The 20,289-nt window shown below is 73.7% G+C and carries 14 protein-coding genes; 2 read left to right on the forward strand and 12 right to left on the reverse strand.

The features are described 5' to 3' along the window. Positions 1-99 precede the first annotated feature (99 nt). The 5 genes from IEZ06_RS03185 to IEZ06_RS03205 form a co-directional block, all read right to left on the reverse strand. Positions 100-861 carry an energy-coupling factor ABC transporter ATP-binding protein gene (locus tag IEZ06_RS03185; protein WP_189235114.1) on the reverse strand — a complete coding sequence of 254 codons (762 nt, stop codon included), beginning with the start codon at positions 859-861 and terminating at the stop codon, positions 100-102. Further along, entirely contained in the window at positions 858-1,622 is a 765-nt protein-coding gene (cbiQ, locus tag IEZ06_RS03190) for a cobalt ECF transporter T component CbiQ (RefSeq protein ID WP_189235115.1), read from the reverse strand. The genes IEZ06_RS03185 and cbiQ overlap by 4 nt, the downstream gene beginning before the upstream one ends. 37 nt (positions 1,623-1,659) lie before the next feature. Continuing rightward, positions 1,660-2,703 (reverse strand): energy-coupling factor ABC transporter permease, encoded by a 1,044-nt coding sequence (locus IEZ06_RS03195; RefSeq protein WP_189235116.1) that lies wholly within the window; start codon positions 2,701-2,703, stop codon positions 1,660-1,662. A gap of 68 nt (positions 2,704-2,771) precedes the next feature. Beyond that, entirely contained in the window at positions 2,772-4,685 is a 1,914-nt protein-coding gene (locus IEZ06_RS03200) for a glycosyltransferase family 2 protein (protein ID WP_189235117.1), read from the reverse strand. 18 nt (positions 4,686-4,703) lie between these two features. Next, a complete protein-coding gene (locus IEZ06_RS03205) occupies positions 4,704-6,296 on the reverse strand; it encodes a glycosyltransferase family 2 protein (protein ID WP_189235118.1) in 1,593 nt (530 codons plus the stop codon). A 316-nt stretch (positions 6,297-6,612) separates the two neighbouring features. Between IEZ06_RS03205 and IEZ06_RS03210 the strand changes: the two genes are divergently transcribed. Continuing rightward, entirely contained in the window at positions 6,613-6,930 is a 318-nt protein-coding gene (locus IEZ06_RS03210) for a hypothetical protein (protein WP_189235119.1), read from the forward strand. A gap of 128 nt (positions 6,931-7,058) precedes the next feature. After that, positions 7,059-9,809, forward strand: a complete 2,751-nt coding sequence (locus IEZ06_RS03215) for a cation-translocating P-type ATPase (protein WP_189235120.1) — start codon at positions 7,059-7,061, stop codon at positions 9,807-9,809. 21 nt (positions 9,810-9,830) lie between these two features. Here IEZ06_RS03215 and IEZ06_RS03220 read toward each other — a convergent pair whose 3' ends face one another. The 7 genes from IEZ06_RS03220 to IEZ06_RS03250 form a co-directional block, all read right to left on the reverse strand. Beyond that, on the reverse strand, positions 9,831-11,096 hold the full coding sequence (locus tag IEZ06_RS03220) for an ATP-binding protein (protein WP_189235121.1): 1,266 nt from the start codon (positions 11,094-11,096) through the stop codon (positions 9,831-9,833). 268 nt (positions 11,097-11,364) lie between these two features. Further along, on the reverse strand, positions 11,365-13,632 hold the full coding sequence (locus IEZ06_RS36055) for a pectinesterase family protein (RefSeq protein ID WP_229797738.1): 2,268 nt from the start codon (positions 13,630-13,632) through the stop codon (positions 11,365-11,367). Positions 13,633-13,858: 226 nt separating this feature from the next. Then, positions 13,859-16,042, reverse strand: coding sequence for an aldehyde dehydrogenase family protein (locus tag IEZ06_RS03230; protein WP_189235122.1), 2,184 nt, complete (start codon positions 16,040-16,042; stop codon positions 13,859-13,861). Further along, positions 16,039-17,073 carry a DUF6807 domain-containing protein gene (locus IEZ06_RS03235; protein WP_229797739.1) on the reverse strand — a complete coding sequence of 345 codons (1,035 nt, stop codon included), beginning with the start codon at positions 17,071-17,073 and terminating at the stop codon, positions 16,039-16,041. Before IEZ06_RS03235 ends, IEZ06_RS03230 begins: the two co-directional genes overlap by 4 nt. Position 17,074: 1 nt before the next feature. Then, positions 17,075-18,211: a Gfo/Idh/MocA family protein gene (locus tag IEZ06_RS03240; RefSeq protein ID WP_189235123.1), complete on the reverse strand. Its 1,137-nt coding sequence runs from the start codon at positions 18,209-18,211 to the stop codon at positions 17,075-17,077. Between the two features lie 77 nt (positions 18,212-18,288). Further along, entirely contained in the window at positions 18,289-19,341 is a 1,053-nt protein-coding gene (locus IEZ06_RS03245) for a mandelate racemase/muconate lactonizing enzyme family protein (RefSeq protein WP_189235124.1), read from the reverse strand. Further along, positions 19,338-20,222 (reverse strand): 5-dehydro-4-deoxyglucarate dehydratase, encoded by an 885-nt coding sequence (locus IEZ06_RS03250; RefSeq protein ID WP_189235125.1) that lies wholly within the window; start codon positions 20,220-20,222, stop codon positions 19,338-19,340. The genes IEZ06_RS03245 and IEZ06_RS03250 overlap by 4 nt, the downstream gene beginning before the upstream one ends. Positions 20,223-20,289 lie beyond the last annotated feature (67 nt).

A 20,289-nucleotide genomic window follows, 5' to 3' on the forward strand; every position in this document is an offset into this window, starting at 1 on the left:
CCGGCGCTCCGACCGACGACTCCGGCGCTCCGACCGGGGACGACTCCGGCGCCTCCGACCGGGGACTCCGGCGCTCCGGCCGGGGACGACTCCGGCGCCTCAGACGACGGTGAAGCCGTACGGAAGCTCCAGCCGGTGCGCGGCCAGCAGCTCGGCGTCGGCCAGCAGCTCCCGGGTCGGCCCGTCGGCGGCGATCACCCCGCCGGACAGGATGAGCGAGCGCTCGCACAGCTCCAGGGCGTAGGGCAGGTCGTGGGTGACCATCAGCACCGTCACGTCGAGGCTGCGCAGGATCTCGGCGAGCTCGCGGCGCGAGGCCGGGTCGAGGTTGGACGACGGCTCGTCCAGCACCAGGATCTCCGGTTCCATGGCCAGCACGGTCGCCACCGCCACCCGGCGGCGCTGGCCGAAGGACAGGTGGTGCGGGGGGCGGTCGATCGCCTCCAGCATGCCGACCTTCTCCAGCGCGCCCTTGACCCGCTGCTGGAGCTCCTCGCCGCGGATCCCCAGATTGGCGGGGCCGAAGGCGACGTCCTCGCGGACGGTCGGCATGAAGAGCTGGTCGTCGGGGTCCTGGAAGACGAGGCCGACCCGGCGGCGGATCTCCAGCAGGGAGTCCTTGCCGACCGGGAGGCCGGCCACGGTCACCGTGCCGTGCCCGGCGGTCAGGATGCCGTTGAGGTGCAGCACCAGGGTGGTCTTGCCCGCGCCGTTCGGCCCGAGCAGCGCGACCCGCTCCCCGCGCTCCACCCGCAGGTCCACGCCGAACAGGGCCTGCGTCCCGTCCGGGTAGGCGTAGGCGAGCCGGCTCACCTCCAGCGACGCCGCCGTGCCGTCCCCCGGTCGCCGAGACGCCGTCATGCCATCCCCCAGTTGCCGAGCAGCGCCACCAGCGCCGCGCCCGGCAGCATAGCCGCGACGAGCCACTGCCGCGCCGACGCGGCCAGGTCGACGACGACCGGCATGGAACCGGTGTAGCCGCGGCTCAGCATGGCCAGGTGGACCCGTTCGCCCCGCTCGTAGGAGCGGATGAACAGCGCCCCCGCCGACCGGGCGACCACCGGCAGGTGCCGGACGTCCCTGGCGGCGAACCCCCGCGACTCCCTGGCCACCCGCATCCGGCGCATCTCGCCCGCGACCACGTCCATGTAGCGGAGCATGAACATGGCGATCTGCACCAGCAGCGGCGGCAGCCGCAGCCGCTGCGCGCCCAGCAGCATCAGCCTGGGCTCGGTGGTGGCCGCCAGCAGGATGCTCGCGGTCACCCCCAGCGTGGCCTTGGCCAGGATGTTCCATGCGGCCCACAGGCCCGGCTCGCTGAGCGAGAGCCCCGCGACCGCCACCCGCTCCCCCGTCCCGATGAACGGGATCGCCACTGCGAACAGCACGAACGGGATCTCGACCGCCATCCGGCGGAGCACGAAGCCGGGCGGGATGCGCGCGGCCAGGGCCACGCCCGCCAGCAGCAGCGCGTACGCCCCGAACGCGGAGAACCACTCGCGCGGCGTGGCCACCACGGTCAGCGCGAACGCGGCGACCGCGGCGAGCTTGCACTGCGGCGGCAGCCGGTGGACGAGCGTGTCACCCGGCCGGTGCAGCCGGTGACCGTGGCCCGCGCTCACCGGCGGCTTCCGGGCCCGGTCCGCCGTACGGCGGGCATCAGGCCGCGACCTCGCCGGTCTCGCGGCTCCCCTCCGGAGCGGCGCCCCTGCGGCGGCGCGCGGCGTACGCGACGGCTCCGGAGACCAGCAGCGTGATCCCGACGCCGACGACCCCCGCGACGCCGACCGGGACGCCGCCCACGTCGCCGTAGTCGGCCAGCGTCCACGAGCCGAACGCGTGGTCGGTGGCCCGGTCCAGGAAACCCTCGTCCTCGGCGACCTTCTCCAGGCCGTCCGGGTCGCCGGAGGCGAAGAAGGAGGCGACCCCGGCGAGCACCAGCGTGACGCCGACGCCCGCCAGCAGGAAGGGCCGCGCCGGGCGCGGGGCGGCGGCCGGAGCCGGGGCCTGCGGGGCCACCGTGCTCTCGCCGCCGGGGCCGCGCAGCACCAGCGGGGCGGCCAGGCCGCGCGCGCCGTACACCAGGTCGGGGCGGGTGGCGAGCACGGTGCCGACGGTGACCGCGGTGATCAGGCCCTCGCCGATGCCGATCAGCACGTGCACGCCGCCCATGGCGGCGGCGACCGTGCCGATCTCGACGGGCGCCGTGCCGCCGATCCAGAACAGCAGGGTGAAGGCGAGCGCGGAGGCCGGCACCGAGACCAGCGCGGCGGCGAACGAGGCCGCGGTGATCGCGGCGCGGCCGTTCAGGCTCCGGGCGATCAATCGGAAGACGCCCCAGCCGGCCAGGACGGTGACCAGGCCCATGAGCGTGATGTTGACGCCCAGCGCGGTCAGGCCGCCGTCGGCGAAGAAGAAGCCCTGCACGAGCAGGACCACCGCCATGCACAGCACCGCCGTGTAAGGCCCGACGAGTATCGCGGCCAGCGCCCCGCCGAGGAGGTGGCCGCTCGTGCCCGCGGCGACCGGGAAGTTCAGCATCTGCACGGCGAAGACGAACGCCGCCACCAGGCCCGCCATCGGGGCGGTCCGGTCGTCGAGCTCGCGGCGGGCGCCGCGCAGGCAGACCGCGACCCCGGCGGCCGCGACCGCCGCCGCCGAGACCGACACGGCCGCGTTGAAGAAACCGTCAGGAACGTGCACGACAAGCCTCCGATGGGCGGATTTGCTCTCACCCTAAGCCATCGGCTTGCTGTTGCAATATCCAGGCATTAACGGAACATGCGCCGGACCAGGGTGCGCAGCGGAACCGCCCTGACCACCATGCTGAGCCGTCCCTTGCCCGCCGTGCCGTACGGCTTGGCGGTCCGCCGGACCGTCCCGCGCCACCACGTGCGCGCCGGTGCGACGAGCTCCGCGGCGGCCTCGACGCGGAAGCGCACCGGGGGACCGCCCAGGTCCAGCTCCAGGTAGGCGTCCCAGGTCCCGGCCGCCAGCCGCCCGGCCGCCGTCCGCGCGGCGAACCCGCCGCCCGGCCCTGCGGTGACCGGCGCGTACAGCTCGCGCCCGGAGTGCCGGTCCCGCCACACCAGCCGCCGTACGGCCCGCGCCCCGGCCGGGACCGGCCGGGACCGGCCGACCGTCACCTCGCCGGTCAGCGCCAGCCGGTGCCCGGCCGCCCAGTGCGACCGGGTCAGCCTGGCCGTGCCGGGCACGGTGAGCACGTGACCGCCGACGTCGATGCTGAGGTTGCCGTGCGGCCGGGTGAAGTAGGGCAGGACGATCGTCCCGCCGACCACGCGGGGCTCCGGCCGGGCGATCGTCCCGTCCCGGTCCGCGCCGAGCCGTGCGGTGCGGACGATCCCCTCGCACTCGACGGCCACGTGGACGTCCCACACCCCGGAGGGCAGCCCGGTCAGGTCGATCGTCCCGGTGATCTCCCCGCCGTCCCCGGCGGTGGGCACGACGACGTCGGCGCGGGGCGGCTCCCCGTCCGGCCGCGGGCGCAGCACCAGGGTGACGCCGTCGACGGCGAGCTCCGGTCTGCCCGCCACGCCCAGGGCGTCCAGCGCGACCCGGCTGGAGACCGTCAGCGCGGTCGACCCGGCGTCCCAGCGCAGTCCCGTGAGCTCTCTGCGGACCGCGGCCGACTCGATGTGCGCCAGCCGCACGAGGCGGTCGATGTCCTCCAGCGCGGCGATCCGGTGCCGGTCGACCGGGGTGAGGCGCTCCCGCACGCCGTCGGTCAGCCAGCGCTCGCACAGGTCGGCGACCTCGGCCGCGATCTCCTTGCGCTCGATCTCCCCCGCCTCCAGGAAGGACCTGCCGAGGTGGGCGAGGGCGTCCAGCCGGAGGTGGCGGCGGAGCAGGTGGTCGCGGAGCGGGCCGGGCTGCACGTGGGCGGCCACCAGCTCGATCGGCTTCCTGATCATCCGCATCCAGGAGAGCGGGTCGCGGCTTCCCTTCCGCTGCATGATGCTGGTCCCGTCGGGCCGGTCGACCAGGTGGTAGCAGTCGTAGTCGGCGACCACCGAGATCACCTCGGCGTGGCAGTAGGCGTGGGCGGTGAAGACGATGTCCTCGCCGACCGTGAGCTTCTCGTCGAAGCGGACGCCGTGGCGTTCGATCATCTCCCTGCGGAACAGCTTGAAGCAGCTGAGGCTGTTGTAGACGGCGCTGTCCTCCAGCGGCGCCCGCTCGGCGTTCTCCTGGAACATGGAGACCGGGGCCCTGCGCCCGTGGCCGACGATCTTCCCCAGGACGATGTCGGAGCCGTTGCGCTCGGCCATGGCCAGCATCCGCTCCAGCGCCTCGGGGCCGAGGTAGTCGTCGGCGTCGCAGAAGAAGACGTATCTCCCCCGGGCGACGGACAGGCCCGTGTTGCGCGGGCGGCCCGCGCCGCCCGAGACCTCCTGGTGGACGACCCGGACGATCCCGGGGTGGCAGGCGGCGTAGAGGTCGGCCAGCTCCCCGCCGCCGTCGGTGGAGCCGTCGTCCACGACGATGATCTCCTTGTCGACCCGCTGGACCAGCAACGAGGTCAGGCACCGGTCCAGGTAGGGCCGGCAGTCGTGGAGGGGGACGATCACGCTCACGTCGACGGTGGACCGGCCGGCGCCCGCCGCCGCCACCGGCTCGCCGCCGCCGTGCCCCGTACGGACTCGCTGGAGGATCGCTCGCGTCACCGCACCACCCCTCGTCGGTCACATAGCGCATACGTCGCGCTTCAGTATGTGACGAAGGGCGGCCCTCGCGCGGCCGATCCATCCGGTTGGTCCGCTCACCTCCACGCTGAGATTGCCGTGAAGGGTGAAGAACAACCGGTTCGTACGGCTTGCACCATCGATCCTCGGCGCGCCGTGCCGGTCCGCGTTGAGCCGGACCTCGCGCGTGAGGCCCCGGCAGCCCACCGCCACGGACACGTCCCACGTCCCCGGCGGGACCCCGGCCACCACGGCCCGGAAGCCTCCGCCGGCCGGGGCGGGAAGGGCGCCGCCGGCCGGGGGCGGCGATCCGGCTCCGGTCGCCGGGAGCGGGCGGGCCGGCTGCGGGCCGTCGCCCGGCGGGAGCGGGAAGGCGAGCCGCAGGCCGTCGCCGCGCCGCCGCAGGACGAGCTCCGCCTCGACCGGCAGCCCTGCCGGCTCCAGCCGCGCGACGCCCTCCAGCGTGAACCCGTCCCGCCCGGCCCGGACCGCCGCCAGCCGGACCACCGGCCGCACCCTGGCGGTGATCTCGAACAACCGGTCCGGCAGTCCCGCGCGGAACCCCGGATAGGCGGCGAAGACCCGCCCGCCCTCCACCACCGCCGCGCCGTACGCCCGTCCGGCCGGGAAGCCCGCGACGTCGTCGAGCTCCCGGCGCAGGCCGTGGCGTATGCAGTGGGCGCGGAGCGCGTCCGCCGGCGGGAGGCGGTCCATGATCCAGTCTGTCGCCCAGCGGTCCACGATCGGCCGGGCCCGACCGGTCACCCGGTCCCGGGTCCGGCGGTCGAACGACCGCCACCGCGGGCCGAACCCGCTGAGCACCTCGCACCGGAAGTGCCGCATCATCAGCCGGTCCCGCTCCTCGCCCGGCGAGGTGTGCCGCTCGACCAGCTCCATCACCTCGGCGACCTGCGGGAGCCGCTCCAGGGGGTGGACCGCGGACCGGCTGGCGTTGCGCACGCCCTCGCGGTAGGTGAGGTAGTAGCAGTCGTAGTCGGCCACCACCGAGATGACCCGGGCGTTGAGGTAGGCGAGCGCGGTGAAGGGCTGGTCCTCGCCGGTGCGCAGGTGCTCGGGGAAGCGCAGGCCGAGGCGCTCGACCAGGTCGCGCCGGAAGAGCTTCTGCGCCGAGAGCGTGTAGTAGACGCCGTCCCGGTAGAGGTCGGCCCGGTCCCGGTTGCGGGTGAACGGCGCCTTCGGCGCCCGGCGCCCGCCGACCCCGGCCATCCTGCCGAGCACCACGTCGGAGCCGTTGCGCTCGGCCGCCGCCACCAGGCGCTCCAGTGCCTGGGGCCCCAGGTAGTCGTCGGAGTCGAGGAAGAAGACGTAGCGTCCCCTCGCCAGATCGAGCCCGGTGTTGCGCGGCCCTCCCGGCCCCCCGGAGGCGGCCTGGTGCACCGCCCTTATCCGCGGATGCCTCGTCGCGTAGTCGTCGAGCACGGCTCCGCTGCCGTCCGTCGAGCCGTCGTCGACCGCGACGACCTCCAGCCTCTCCAGCCCGATGCTCTGCCCGACCACCGAGTCGAGGCACTCCCCCAGGTACGCCTCGACGTCGTGCACGGCCACGATCACCGAGACCACGGGAACGTCCACGCTCTCTCCCGACTGCCCCCCGGACAGGAGATGCCCCGCGACCCGGGCGGTGATCCCTGTCGCGGCGGAATCGGGCGGTGATCCCTGCCGCGGCGGAATCGGGCGCCTCGCGGGCAGGGCGGCCGGATTCCGGCCTTCCGGCGCGGACCCCGCCGTCCGGCCCGGGCCGCGCCGATCCAGAGCGGCCGATCCCAGAGCGGCCGATTCGGAGACGGCCGATTCGGAGACGGCCGATTTGCGGGCCGCGTAGAGGGCGGGAGCGTTCTCCGGCGGATTCCCGAGGTAGATCTAGCACATAGCGGGCATGCGGCCAGGCATGGGTGAGCGTTCAGAGGACTTCGACGTCAGCGCGGACGACTTCGGGGACGGCCCCGGATCCCGGCGGGGGGATCTGGACAAGCTGGCCGTCGGTCTGGCCATCTCCGAATCGCTGGCCAACCACGGCCATCACGCCCTGGCCAACGCGCACAGGTCCGCCGCCGACTCGCACCGCCTGCTGGCCGAGGCCGAGGCCGGCGACGTCGGGGAGCACCGGCGGCTGGAGGAGTGGCACCGCTGGTGCGCCCTGGTCGAGAGCCAGCTCGCCGACGAGGCCGACGAGCTGACGCCCACGCGCCGGGACCGGGAGGAGTAGGGGCCGGCCCGCAGCCGTCCGGCGGGAGTCCCGCCCGCCGGACCGCCGGGTCCCCTGAACGCCGAGGCGTGGATCCCCTCCGCCTGTGTCGGCGGCGGTTCCGGGATCGCAGCCGGAATGATGAGACCATGACCGAACCGACCGGTTCCACCTCTCTGCCGTGGCATGCCCTTCCCGCCGCCGAGGCCGCCCGTCGGCTCGGCGTGGACCCGCACACGGGGCTGTCCTCCGCGGAGGCGGCCCTGCGGCTGGAGCGGTACGGTCCCAACCAGCTCGACGAGGCGCCCCGGGAGCCCCGGTGGCGGGCCTTCCTCCGGCAGTTCCAGGACCTGATGATCGTCATCCTGCTGGCCGCCGCCGTGGTCAGCGTCGTGGTGGTGCGCGAATGGGAGACCCCCGCCGCGATCGTCCTGGTGGTGCTGCTCAACGCGACCATCGGCTTCGTCCAGGAGTCGCGGGCCGAGGCCTCGCTGGAGGCCCTGCGGCGGATGAGCGTCACGACGGCGACCGTACGGCGCGACGGCCGGACCGTCCGCCTGGACGCCCGCGAGCTCGTCCCCGGTGACGTGGTCGTGGTCGAGGCCGGCGACCGGATCCCCGCGGACGGGCGGCTGCTGGCGTCGGCCTCCCTGGAGGTGCAGGAGTCGTCCCTGACCGGTGAGGCGCTGGCGGCCCACAAGTCGGCCGGGGCCGAGGTCGGGGAGAACGTCCCGCTGGCCGACCGGGCGACCGCGGTGTTCATGAACACGTCGGTCACCCGGGGCCGCGGGGAGATGGTGGTCACCGCCACCGGTATGGCCACCGAGACCGGCCACATCGCCGGCCTGCTCACCGCGACCGAGCAGGAACCGACGCCGCTGCAGCGCCAGATCGACGCCCTGAGCCGGACGCTCGCCCTGATGGCGGGCGTCGTCGTCGTCATCGTGGCCGTGCTGGGCCTGCTGCGCGGCCAGGAGTTCGGGGCGCTGTTCGTGACCGCGGTCTCGCTGGCCGTCGCGGCCATCCCGGAGGGACTGCCTGCGGTGGTCGCGTTCACCCTCGCCATGGGGACCGGCCGGCTCGCCCGGCGCGGCGCCATCGTCAAGCGGCTGGCCTCGGTGGAGACCCTCGGCGGCACCTCGCAGATCTGCACGGACAAGACCGGCACCCTGACGCTGAACGAGATGACGGCGCGGGAGCTGGTGGCGGCCTCCCGCCGCTTCACCGTCTCCGGCCGGGGCTACGCGACCGAAGGGCGGATCCGGACCACCGACGGGACGCCGCCGCCACCCTCTCTGGACGACGCACTGCTCGCCATGGCCCTGTGCACGGACGCCGTGCTGCGCGACGGCGAGGTGGTCGGCGACCCCACCGAAGGGGCCCTGGTGGTGCTGGCGGAGAAGGGCGGCATCGACGTCGCGGCTCTGCGCGAGGAGCGTCCGCGGCTGCTGGAGATCCCGTTCGACTCCGACTACAAGTTCATGGCGACCTTCCACCGCTGGACCGACGACGCGGGCCGCGAGATCGTCCGGTGCTTCGTCAAGGGCGCCCCGGACGTCCTGTCGGCGCGCGCGGTCCGGCATCTCGGGGAGGACGGGATCACCGGGTTCGACGACGCCGCCCGGGAGCGGTACGACCGGGCCAACGCCGAGCTGGCCGGGCAGGGCATGCGCGTGATCGCGGTGGGCGGGGAGGACTTCCCCGCCGAGGGCTTCGACCCCGGCGACGACCCGAAGGTCCTGCTCGACCGGATCACGCTGTTCGCCCTGGTCGGCATCGTCGACCCGCCGCGCCCGGAGGCGCGGCGGGCCATCGCGGAGTGCCACGGCGCGGGCATCCGGGTCCGCATGATCACCGGGGACCACGCGGCGACGGCGGGCGCCATCGCGGGCGAACTCGGCATCCCGGGCGAGGCCGTCACCGGCGCCGACCTCGACGGGATCACCGACGACGCCGAGCTGGCCCGCCGGCTGGACGGCGTCGGCGTCATCGCGCGGGTCTCCCCGGCGCACAAGATCCGGATTATCCGCGCCCTGCAGAACCGCGGGGACGTGGTCGCGATGACCGGCGACGGGGTCAACGACGCGCCGGCCCTGCGCAAGGCCGACATCGGCGTGGCGATGGGGATCACCGGGACGGAGGTGACGAAGGAGGCCTCGACGATGGTGCTGACCGACGACAACTTCGCCACGATCGTCGGCGCCGTCCGCGAGGGCCGCGGCATCTACGACAACATCGTCAAGTTCACCCGGTTCCAGGTCTCGACCGCGCTGGGGTTCGTGCTGACGTTCCTGATCGCGTCGCTGACCGGGATCGCCGGCGGCGCGCCCTTCACCGCCCTGCAGATCCTCTTCGTCAACCTCGTCATGGACGGGCCTCCGGCGATGTCCCTCGGCGTCGACCCGGTCGCCCACGACGCGATGAGCCGGCCGCCCCGCCGGCCGCGGGAGCGGATCCTCACCCGCGAGCGCCTCGTCCGGGTCCTGCTGGCCTCCTCCGTGATGGCGGCGGGCACCCTCGCCGTCCTCGCCTGGGCTCCCGGCCCCGAGCCCCGCCTGGGGGTGGCCGGCGTCGCGGGCACGATGGCCTTCGTCACCTTCGTGTTCTTCCAGGCGTTCAACCTGCTGAACGTCCGGCACGACACCCGCACGCTGTTCAGCCGCGAGAGCTTCGAGAACCCCTCCGCCTTCGTGGCGACCGCGGCCGTCATCGTGCTGCTGGTCCTCATCGTGGAGATGGACGTGCTGCACGGCTTCTTCACCACCGTCGACCTCACCTCGGAGCAGTGGCTCACCTGCGCGGCCGTCGGCTCGGTGATCCTGTGGGAGGGAGAGCTCGTCAAGGCCGTGCTCCGCAGAGCCCACCGCCGGAATCCGCCTGCAGCGGTCTCCCACGCCTGACGGCGGTGATCGCCGTACGGTTCAGGACCGGGAGGGTCTCTCCCAGAGGACGCTGATGGGCAGCGCGATCAACCTGTCCCCGAAGGACAGCGACCTCGCCCCGGTGTAGAAGACGAATCCGTGGACGAAGTCCTCGCCAAGGCTGTCGCGGAGCGTCGTAAGCCCCCGGAAGTCCCTCTGATCGACGGAGTCGGTGGCCTTCGACTCCACACCGATGACGCGGCCGTTGTTCCGTTCGAGGACGAGGCCCACCTCGGTGCCCTGGCTGATCCGCCAGTGGTGGAGCCCGACGCGGAACGGCGCCCAGGTGGCCTGCTTCGCGATCTCATTCGCGATGAACGACTCGACGAGCGGCCCCCGCGCGGGCGAGACCCGGGCGGCCAGGCCCTCGGCGTCCACTCCGATCAGGTGGGCGGACAGCCCCGTGTCGGTGACGTGCAGCTTGGGGCGGCGGACCGCCCGGGCCACGAGGTTCCGGGACCAGGCCGGGATCTGGCGGACCAGGAACACGGTCTCCAGCAGGCCGAGATAGCGGGTGACCGTGGTGCGATGGAGCTGGAGATCACTGCCGATCTTGGCCATGTTCGGCTCCTGCGCCGTGCTCGCCGCGATGATGCCGAGCAGCCGGCGGAGGTTGCTCGGTTCCTCGATCCGCGCCATCTCCCTGATGTCGGTGTCGATGACCGACTGGACGTACGTGCGGTACCACCCGTCGCGGGTGAGCTCCGACCGCATCCCGATGACCTCGGGGTAGAACCCCCGGCAGATCAGCTCGAAGTAGTCCCGCCGACCGTACTCACTGGGTGACGAGGAGCGCAGCGCCTCGGGGTCGTTGAAGGCCGTGACGAGGAAGGGCCGGCCTGAACCTGCGAGCTCCTCCTGGGCGAAGGGCCAGACCTCCAGGATGCCCGCGCGGCCCGCGAGCGACTCGCTCAGCGAAGGCGTGGACAGGAACCTCGTCGAACCGGCCAGGACGAACTGCCCTCGCCCGTTCTCCCGGTCGACCTCCGCCTTGATGGCGAGGATGAGGTCGTCTCCGCCTCGCTGGATCTCGTCGATCATCATCGGGCGGGAACCGTCGGCGATGAAGGTCACGGGATCTGCCTGGGCCGCCGATCTCAACGGGCCGTCGTCCAGAGTGAGGTAGGTCCCCCGCCTCCCCTTGTTGAGCTGCTGGAGCAAGGTGGTCTTCCCCGACTGCCTGGGGCCGTTGACGATCACCACTCTGAAGGCGTCGAGGAACTCTTCCGCGTGACCCGCCACATGGCGGGTGACCAGCTCCGACATGGCGGTCCATCCTCCGGCATCAAACCGCCCCGATAGCCGACCGACATTTCACGGGGCTCCGGACCGACAGACTACAACCCTGCAACCGACATTTGACGAGCCTTCCGACCGACATTTCACGGCCATCTGTACGGTGATCGGCGATCACACGGGGAACCGCCTTCACGGCGGAGGCGGCCCGTGCCTGTGCACGGGCCGCCTCATCGGGGCGGGAGCCCAGGCGCTCGGCCGGATGGCCCGCACCTGAGCTCAGGGGCCGCCTCCGGTCTCAGATGCGCCCGGCGCCCGCACGCGCGGGGACGGTCCGGGCCACCTTCGCGGCGGGGTCGATCCGGGTGAACAGGGTGGGCGTCCAGCCGGCGTCGGCGCCGAGGTCGGGGTCGTACGCGGCGTTGTGGGCGGCGACCAGGTCGGTCGGCGCGCCGCCCACCAGGTTGTCCCTGGCGGTGATCGCGGTGCCCTTCAGGACCGAGAGCACCTTCTCGGCGGGGATGCCGTCGAAGGCGTTGCTCTCCGCGTAGACCTTCGAGCCCGCGCCCACGCCGATGCTGTAGAGGTGGTTCTCACCGCCGGTGTAGTAGTTGTTGTAGATGTGCACCTGGCCGAAGCGCACCCGCGGGGTCCGCTGGCCCAGGCCCTCGAAGAAGTTGTGGTGCAGCGTCACCTTGAGCTTGTCGGCCTCGCCGTACCTGCTCGCGGTGTCGGTGTTGCCGATCAGCGTCACCTTGTCGTGGCCGCTCAGGTGGTTCCACGACATCGTCACGTGGTTCGCACCGCGCACGATGTCGAGCAGCCCGTCGTGGACCTGGTACGGCCGGCCGAAGTAGGACGGCTGGTTCGAGTCGGGGTTGTCGCCGTCGTTGAGGGTGTTGTGGTCCAGCCAGACGTGTGTGGCCCCGGAGACCTCGACGTTGTCGAAGGAGGCGTTCCAGTTGCCCTCGTCGCCGTCGGTCGGGTCCCACTGCGGGAAGCAGTCGGAGGTGTCGGTGATGGTGAGGTTGCGGACGATGACGTTGTCGACGTTCGTGATCCGGATGCCGAAGCTCTTCAGCGCGGCGTCGGGGCCCAGGCCGACCAGGGTGACGTTGGAGCCGACGTTGATCGTGACGTGCTGCGCCATCTTGTCGTAGGAGGCCTTGCGGGCCTCCTCCAGCGGGCCGGAGGGCACCCTGTCCCTGCCCCAGACCGCCGGGTCGTAGGCGGCCAGGTAGGCCTGCAGGCTGTAGCCGTTCACCGCGTAGGAGTCGCAGGTCAGCGGGTTGCCCGCGGCGTCGGTGTCGGCGTCGATGGCGCCCTTGACGTAGATGATCTTCGGGGTGTTGTCCGCCGGGTTCCCGAGCGCGGCACGCAGCTGCGCGGCGGTGGAGACGGTGTGGACGTTCTCCGGGCGGGCGGCCGAACCGCCGGTGGTGCCGGCGCCCTCGGCGGCCCAGCCGTCGTTCTCCGGCAGCACCTGGCGGCCGAGCTGGTTGTCGGAGCCGGTGGGGAAGCTGCGGAACGGGTCCCAGCCGTCGGCGCCCCTCAGGTAGTCCTCCGGGTCGTGCTGCCTGGCCTGCTCCCGGGTCAGCTGCGGCCGGTCGCCGTTCACGGCCGCGCCGGGACCGCGGTTGAGGTACTCGGCGAGCCGGGCCTCCCGCCAGTTCAGGCCGGACATGTCGGTCCAGGGGGCGTCCTTGAACTGCTGGCCGAGCCAGGACTCGCGGATCAGGACCTGGCCGCGGGCGGTGGCCGAGCCGCCGGCCGGCCACGGGCGGCCCAGGTAGACGGTCTTGGCGGGGGCGTCGCTGACCAGGTGGCTGCGGTAGATCATGAACCCGTAGGGGTTGGTGATCTCGGTGCTGGCGGCGGTGACGTAGCCGTTGTTGCCGTCGGCGGCGCCGCGGCTCAGGGACTTGATCACGCAGTTGTGGAACAGCGCGGTGGCCCGGCCGAAGATGAAGTCCACGTCGCCCTCGACGTAGCAGTTGCGGAAGTACTGCCGGGCCGTGGTGGTGGCGCTGGGGGTGTTGGCGTAGAGGGTGTCCTGGTTGCCGATGAACCGGACGTTCTCGTAGACCTGCCGGTCGCCGGTGGTGCGCACCGCCACGGCCTGGCTGTTGCCGCCCGCGGCCTCGTCGTAGGAGTTCTCGAAGGTGAGGTTGCGGGCGGTGAAGTCGGGCGCGCCGATCACGTAGGACGCGCTGCCCGAGGTGCCGTACGTGCCCGAGCCGTCCGGCTTCGGGGTTTTGGCGGCGGCGTCGAAGGTGAGCACGACCTTGCGCGGGTCGGAGGTGTCGCCGACCAGTGAGATGTACGGCTTGTCCGCGGGGATGACCACCTGCTGCTTGTAGGTGCCCTCGCGGACCTTGATGGTGACCGGCCTGGTGTTGCCTGCCGGGACGGCGTCGACCGCGGCCTGCACGGTCGTGTGGTCGCCCGAGCCGTCGGCGGCGACCACGATGGTGGCGGGGCTGGGTGCGGCGGTCTCTGCGGCGGCCGGCGCGGCCGTCGCGACGACCGCGAGCGCGATGACCGTGGGGAGTGTCAGGAGTCGCATCTGCAACCTTGTGGAGGAAGCGGCAATCGGTTGCATGAAACGCTGACGTAATCCCACATTCACGTCAATAGCCTTGAGGAAATCGCTTTCCCTGATGACAAGCGCTTGCAGGAAAAGCCGAAAAAAGGGCACGCCGACGGCCCCGGAGGGTGGGGGGAGGGTCCTCCGGGGCCGTACGGGCCCCACCGCCGGAGCGGCGGGGCCGTCTGGGGGGTGCGGCGCGGGGTCAGGGCGGCGTCGGCACCCCGTTCACCCGGCGTGGCAGCCGCCACGGGTTGTCGTCGCGCAGCGCCTCGGGCAGCAGGTGCGGCGGGCAGTCCTGGTACGCGACCGGCCGCAGGAAGCGGAAGACCGCGGCCGCGCCGACCGAGGTGGTCGTCGGCTCGGTGGTCGCCGGGTACGGCCCGCCGTGCTCCTGGGCCCAGCCGACCGCCACTCCGGTCGGGTAGCCGTCGAAGACCAGCCGCCCCGCCCGGTCCCGCATCACCGCCACGAGGCGGGCGGCCAGCTTCTCCTCCTCCGGCTCGCTGTGCAGCGTCGCGGTCAGGTTGCCGGGGGCGGCGGCCAGCGCCTCGACCAGCTCGTCCTCATCGTCGTAGGTGAGCACGACGGTCACCGGCCCGAAGCACTCCTCCATCAGCAGCTCGGAGTCGTCCAGGGCGGAGACGGGCCCGGTGAGCAGCCGCGCCGCCACCTGCCTCGCACCCTGCCCCGGCCGGCCGGCGGCCGCCACGCGCAGGCCCGGTACGGCCTCCCGCGCGGCCGCGCCCTCCTCGAACCGCTCCCGGATGCCGTCGCCGAGCAGCACCTGCGGGCCGAACCCGGCGAAGTGCCCCGCCATCGCCTCGACCAGCCCGGCGTCCGCGGGGGCCAGGACCAGCCCCGGCTTGACGCAGAACTGCCCCGCGCCCAGCGTCGCCGAGGCCGAGAGCCCCGCCGCGATCTCCTCGGTGCGGCGGGCCGCCGCGCCCGGGGTGACGACGAGCGGGTTGAGGCTGCCCAGCTCCCCGTAGAACGGGATCGGCTCGGGCCGGGACTTGGCCAGGTCGTGCAGGAAGCGGCCGCCCGCGGTCGACCCGGTGAACCCGACGGCCTTGACCAGGGGGCTCGTGACCAGCGCGATCCCGGCCTCGTGGCCGTGGACGAGCTGGACGACCTCCGCGGGCAGGCCCGCCCGGCGGGCGCCCTCCTGCAGCGCGGCCAGGGTCAGCTCGGAGGTCTCCGGGTGCAGGGGGTGGGCCTTGACGATGACCGGGCAGCCCGCGGCCAGGGCGCTGGCGGTGTCGCCGCCGCCGACGCTGAAGGCGAAGGGGAAGTTGCTCGCGGAGAAGACCCCGACGATGCCGAGCGGGACGTTCATCCGGCGCAGGTCCGGCGCGCTCCCGCCTCCCCCGCCCGTCCCGTCCCCGGTGTCGATGCGCACGTCGAGGAAGGAGCCGTCGCGCAGCACCTCGGCCATGAGCCGGAGCTGCCCGCCGGTCCGGGCGACCTCCCCGGTCAGCCGGGGCAGGCCGAGCGCGGTCTCCGCGTCCGCGGCGTACACCAGGGTGTCCACCCGCTCGTCCAGCGCGTCGGCCATGGCCTCCAGCAGCGCGGCCCGGCCCGCCGGTCCGGCCGCGTCCAGGGCCGGGAGCACCGCCTCGGCCTCGCGGCAGGCGCGGCCGACCTCCTCCCGGCTGGTCGAGACGTACTCCCGGCGGCGCTCGCCCGAGCGGGCGTCGACGCTCCAGACGGGATCGGCGGGCCGCCACTCCAGCCGGGCGGCGTCGGGCTCGCGGACGGCGGCGGGGAGCAGGTCGCCCGCCGCCTCCAGCAGCAGCCCGGCCACCTCGATCGCGCCGCGCGCGGTGAAGTGGGTGTCGTCGGCGCTGCCCCGGGGGTAGTTGGGCTGCGGGTCGAGCCAGAGGAACAGCTCCCTGGTCGCCTCGGGGCCGAGCTCCCGCCAGCGCCGGAAGCTCGCGGCCTGCAGGTCGATCAGGGGCGCCCCCTCGGCGGCGGCCAGGTCCCGCATCGCGTCGGGGTAGCGGCCGTGCGTGCCCTCCGGGCCGAAGGCGCGCCGTTCGACGGAGGTGACCAGCACCGGGCGCGCGCCCCGCTCGCGGGCCGCGCGGACGTAGCGGCGCAGGTGGTCCTGGTAGCCGCCGTACGGCGGGGCGAAGCGGCCCTGCTCGTGCTTGCCGTCGTTGTGGCCGAAGCAGATCAGCAGGTGGTCGCCCGGCCCGATGGCGTCCATGATCCGCTGGTGCATCCCCAGGTGCTCGACCGAGGTGCGGGCGCTGGCCCCGGGGATGGCCTCGTTGACCACGGGCACGTCCCAGAAGAGCGGGAGCGCCTGCCCCCAGCCCGCCTGCGGGGCGAGCGTGACCGGGTAGGTGGCCGCGGTGGAGTCCCCGGCGATGAAGACCGTCACGGAGCCTCCCCGGCCGCCTTTGCCGGAGCACCGGCTCCGGCCGTGCCCTCCGTCCCGGCGGGGGATCCGGTTCCGGCCGCGTCCGCGGTGCCCGCCGTACCGGCGGCCTCCGCCAGGCGCGCGGCGGCGGCCCGGTCGAGCCGGCCGTCCGCCACGACCGTGACCACCCGCCGGGTCAGCGTGTCCGAGACGGCCAGCGGGCGGTCCCAGGCGAGGGCCGGGCCGACGCCGGGATACTCGGCGACCCGCACGAACCACGGGTCCACCGCGCCGACCTGGACGAACACCAGGCTCCACGCGTCCGCGACCAGCGCCAGCCAAGGGGTGACGCTGCCGTGCACGGCCTGCTCGCCCTCGGCCTCGGCGGTGAACACCGCCAGGTTCGCCGACTCCTTGGGCGCCCGCCAGAAGAACCCGCCGTACCCGGCTCCCGGCCGCCCCTTGCAGGCCGAGCTCTTGATCTCCAGCGGCTCGCGCACGGTGAGCTCGAAGGCGAAGTCCAGCGCCCAGGCCCCGCCCGGGTCCGGCGCCCCGGTCCCCGACGGGCCGGGTGCCCCCGCTCCGTCCGCCGGAACCGCTCCGTCCGCCGGGACCGGCAGCGACACCGGCACCGGCACCGCCAGCACGGTCCGCCGCTCCCGGGCGACGGTCGCGCCGTCGGGCCCGATCCAGGTCAGCTCCTCGGCGAACCCGCCCTCGGCCTCCTCGAAGGCGTCGTGCCGCTGCCGGCCGTGGTCGTCCAGCCAGGTCGCGCCCTGATCGCGGACGAAGGTCCGGCCGCCCCAGAAGTTCACCGCGCCGACGTCCGCGATGGCCAGGCTCACGCCCAGGTGGTGGACGTGGTCGTCGGGGCGGAACTCGGTGACCGGCACGCCGCCCCGGGTCCGCACCGGGTGCAGGTACGGCCGCGGCGAGTCGGTGGCGGGCAGGTCGGGACGCCACACGTAGGACGCGACCGGCGTCCCCGCCACGCTCAGTTCCCGCGTGTCCGTCCCCGCCATCCGCGTCTCCCTCGCGCTCGGCTCAGTCATGTCAGCGCCTCCCGCCGGCCCAGGCCACGCCCAGCTCGGAGAAGAGGGCCAGCCGCTCGGCGCTCGCGTCCGTCAGCGCCTTGATGCCGGGCAGCTCCCGCCGGTCGGGGTGGAGCACCTGGTGCTCGTCCGCGATCGGCAGCGGGTCGGGCGCCAGCCGTACCGCCTCCATGAACTCCATGAAGGCGCCGGTGCGGGCCAGCGGCACCAGCAGCTCCACCCCGGTCCTGACGTGCTCGACCAGGTTCTCCAGCAGGTTCGCCCGGGGGTGGGCGACGCCGTCGAGCTCGTCGGTGGTGTAGGTCAGCCGGGCGGTGCCCGCCGAGCCGTGCACGATCAGGTACGGCTCGGTGCGCCCCGTCGAGCAGAGCGTCACGGCCACGGTGATCATCCGGCCGTCCGCCAGGCGGATCCGGGCCGTGGAGGTGTCGTCCGCCTCGATCGGGTTGGCGTGGAACATCTCCAGCTCGACGGAGGCGACCGCGCCGCGCTCCTCGGCCCCGGCGACCGCCAGCGCGGTGGCCGTCGCGTGCGCGAACGGGTTGGTGAGCGCGCCGTCCACCACGTCCTGGCCGTCCAGCCGCCGCCGGCCCGACCAGGCCGAGCGGGTGTAGTAGTCGGCGGGCCGCTCCCAGGCTCCCGCCACCCCGATGCCGCGGACCTCGCCGAGCTCTCCGGAGGCGATCCGCTTGCGCAGCGCGGGGATCGCGGCGGAGGCGAGGCTCTGGAAGCCGACCTGGCACGCCAGTCCGGTCTCCTCCACCGCCGCGGCGATCCGCTCGAAGGCGGCCAGCGAGGCCGCGGGCGGCTTCTCCAGCAGCAGGTGCGAGCCCGCGCCCAGCGCGGTCACGGCGAGGTCGGCGTGGGTGTTGATCGGCGTGCACAGGATGGTGACCTCGGCGCCGGTGCGCTCGATCAGTCCGGCCAGGCCGTCGGGGCGCACCTGCTCGGGGGTGCCCAGACCGTGCAGCCAGTCGGCCTCCACCGGGCGCACGTCGCAGACGCCGACCAGCTCGACCAGTCCCCGCGCGGACAGCCCGCGCAGGTTCTCCAGGTGCGACCGGCCGTGGCCGTACACGCCCGCGAGCACGACTCTGGTCGGCCCGTCCGCCGCCCTGCCCGCCACCCTGCTCGCCATCGGGCGTTCCACCCTGCCTTCCGCACTGCCTTCCACCGGGCCCTCCACCGGGCCTGCCGGGCCGGTCGCCCGGTCCGTCACTCCGCCCATGTCAGCCCCAGTCCCGGACGGCCCGCCGAGCGCAGCTCCGCGCCGTCGATCTCCACCGGGTACGGCGCGGCCAGCAGTCCCAGGTCCGACAGGGAGGCGTCCTCCACCAGCTCCACCATGACGGGGTGGTGCAGGGTGAGGGCGAGCTGCCCGGAGAGCTCGGTCAGCAGGTGCGGGTAGACCGGCACGTCGAAGGCGCGGGCCAGCTCGGCCACGCGCAGGAACGGGGTGATCCCGCCGACCCTGACCACGTTGGGCTGGACCACGTCGCAGGCGCCCGCGGTGAGCAGGTCGCGGAAGCCGTGCACGGTGTAGACGTTCTCGCCGACCGCCACCGGCACGTCGATGCTCCGCCGCAGTTCCACGTGGGCGGCGATGTCGTCGGCGGGCAGCGGCTCCTCGATCCAGTGCAGGCCGTACGGCTCCAGCGCGGCGATCGCGCGGCGGGCCCGGTGCAGGTCCCAGCGCTGGTTGGCGTCGATCATCAGGATCGTTCCGGGGCCGACGACCTCGCGGACCGCGGCCACCCGCTCGACGTCCTCGGCCAGGTCGGGCCTGCCCACCTTCATCTTGACCGCGGGGTAGCCCGCGGCCTTCCAGCGGCCGGCCTGCTCGACCAGCTCCTCCAGGGAGTAGTGCAGGTTGACGCCGCTGCCGTAGACCGGGAGGCTCTCCCGGCGCGGGCCGAGCACGTCCACCAGGGAGGACTCCCCGCAGCGCAGGTCCCACAGCGCCAGGTCGACCCCGGCCATCGCGACCGTGGCCAGCCCGCCGCGCCCGGCCTCGCTCAGGTGGACCGCGAGCCGGTCCCAGACCACGCCCGGGTGGGCGGGCAGGCCGATCAGCGCCTCGCGGACGTCGTTGTCCAGCAGGGCCTGCACGGCGTGCGCGCCGATCTGCGGCGTCCAGGAGAAACCGGTGCCGGTCCGCCCGTCCTCCAGCGTGACCTCACAGACGATCACGTGGTTGTACGGCACGTCCGCACCCCACGGCCGGCGCAGCGGCGCCGACCGCAGGGTGGTCCTCAGATCCTTGATCATTCGGACACCAGGGCGAGGCCGCGCTTGATGATCTCGTCGAGCTCCGCCAGGTGCTCGGGGGCGACGTCGGTCAGCGGCGCCCGGACCGGGCCGACGTCCAGGCCGCGCAGCCGCAGGCCCGCCTTGACCAGCGCGACCGCGTAGCCCGGTCCCTTGCCGCGCAGCTCGACCAGCGGCGCGTAGAACTCGGTCAGCAGCCGCTCGCTCAGGTCGCCGCCGTTGAAGTACGCGGTGGCGATCTCCGGGGCGAAGGCGAACACGGCCGAGGAGTACAGCTCCACGCCGAGGCCGCGGTAGGCCGGCATGGTGAGCTCGGCGGTCGGCAGGCCGTTGAAGAAGGTGAAGTCCGGGCCGATCTCCCGCCGGACCGCCAGCACGGTGCGCTGGAAGCGGTCGATGTCGCCCAGCCCGTCCTTGAGCCCGATGACGCCGGGGATGCGGGCCAGCTCCACCACCGCGTCGGGCTCCAGCACCAGCGCGCCGCGCTGGTAGACGATGACGGGCAGCTCCGCGGCGACCGCGCGGACGTACTCGGCGAATCCGGCGCGGCTGCCGAGCATCAGGTAGGGCGGCATGAGCAGCAGGCCGTCGGCGCCCGCGGCGCGGGCCGCGCGGGCCTGCTCCAGGGCCGCGCCGAGCGGGCCGCCCGCGCCTGCGAGCACCGGCACCGCGCCCTGGACGGTCTTGACCGCCACCTCGACGGCGCGGGTGTGCTCGGCCTGGGAGAGCGCGGAGAACTCCCCGGTGCCGCAGGCGACGAAGACGCCGCCCGGGCGGTGCTCCAGGTTCCGGCCGATGTGCTCGGCCAGCACGTCCTCGGCCAGCGCGCCCTCGGCGTCGAACGGCGTCACGGGGAAGAACAGGACTCCGCTGAGATTCATGGTCGGTCGTTCCCTTCGGGAAGGCTCTGCTTCGGGAAAGTCTGTTTCGGGGAGACCCGGGCTCCGG

Source organism: Planomonospora antibiotica (assembly GCF_014647955.1).
GTDB classification, from domain to species: Bacteria; Actinomycetota; Actinomycetes; order Streptosporangiales; family Streptosporangiaceae; genus Planomonospora; species Planomonospora parontospora.